Origin of the sequence: Microcoleus sp. A003_D6 (genome assembly GCF_036702825.1) — a bacterium.
In the GTDB taxonomy this organism is placed as follows: Bacteria; Cyanobacteriota; Cyanobacteriia; order Cyanobacteriales; family Microcoleaceae; genus Microcoleus.
The window spans coordinates 1-1191 of the sequence record NZ_JAUBWA010000294.1 but is presented as its reverse complement, the minus strand read 5'-3'; the positions used below and the strand labels follow the sequence as shown (position 1 = coordinate 1191).

At 41.4% G+C, this 1191-nt stretch carries 1 protein-coding gene; it reads right to left on the bottom strand.

The genetic code is table 11. From position 1 onward, the window contains the following. Positions 1-1171 (bottom strand): RNA-guided endonuclease InsQ/TnpB family protein (locus QUB70_RS32525; RefSeq protein ID WP_332985929.1); only part of this gene is annotated, 1171 nt, incomplete at its 3' end. Positions 1172-1191 lie beyond the last annotated feature (20 nt).

Sequence of the window (1191 nt, the reverse complement as noted above, 5' to 3'; positions counted from 1 at the left end):
CGGTGATTCTTGACGCTTCATAGGGTTCGGCTACCGAAGTAGTCTGACAAATCCTCTGCGCCCGTTTAAAGTCGTGGCGATTCCCCATCCCGACTTTCTCTATAATTTTACCCGCATTCTCATCTCTGTCTTGCTCAGTACCACAACTCATGCAAAGCACTGAACGAATAGACAAATCAATTTTTCCCCACTTAAAGCCACAGTCCGCACAGACTTGGCTAGTAGGTTCCCACCTACTAATTACTTGAAACTCTCTGCCAAATTTCTCCGATTTGGCTTCACAGAGAGTTCTAAATTCTCTCCATCCTTGTTGGCTAATCGCCCTTGAGAGTTTGCGATTCTTCAGCATTCCCGACACGTTCAAATCTTCCAGAATAATCACTTGGTTTTCGTTGACTATTTTGGTTGATAATTTGTGCAGGAAATCTTTACGGGTGTCCGTAATACGATTGTGTAGTTTGGCGATCTTGATTCGAGTTATATTTCTCCTTTTGGAATCTTTGGGCTGGCGGGCTAACTTGCGTTGGAGTTTGCGAACTTTCCGGTCTAACTTTTTGTAGCTAGGACTTTCGGCTTTTTCGCTGTTACTCATCACCGCAAAGGTTTTGATTCCCAAGTCAATTCCGATACTTGGGTTTTTAGCTTCGACTTGAATTGGTTGAACCTCTACAACAAAACTTAAAAAATAACGGTTTGCACAATCTTTGATTACTGTGACAGAGCTAGGTTCTGAAGGTATATCTCTAGACCATACTGGATGGACAATACCAATTTTAGCTAAATAGACACCGCCATTTTTGAAGGAAAACCCTCCACTCCTAAATCGCGCCGATTGGCTATTTGTTCTTTTTTTGAATTTAGGATACTGAACTTTACGACCTTTCCGCTTTCCCTTACAGGAGTTAAAAAAGTTCTTGAAAGCTGTTTCCAAATCAGCTATAGACTGCTGTAATGGGATATTAGAAACTTCACTTAACCAAGCTCTTTCTTCGGTCTTTTTGGCTTGGGTTATTACTATTTTCTGAAGTTCAGCAGAGCTTGGCTTTTTCTCAAACTGTTTGCAGATCGCTAGGGCATCATTCCAGACTACTCGACAGCATCCAAACAACTGAGCTAAACTCTGCTGTTGCTGATGAGTCGGATAAATTCTGTATTGATACCTTGCTTTCATTATTTCCCGTTACTTACTTA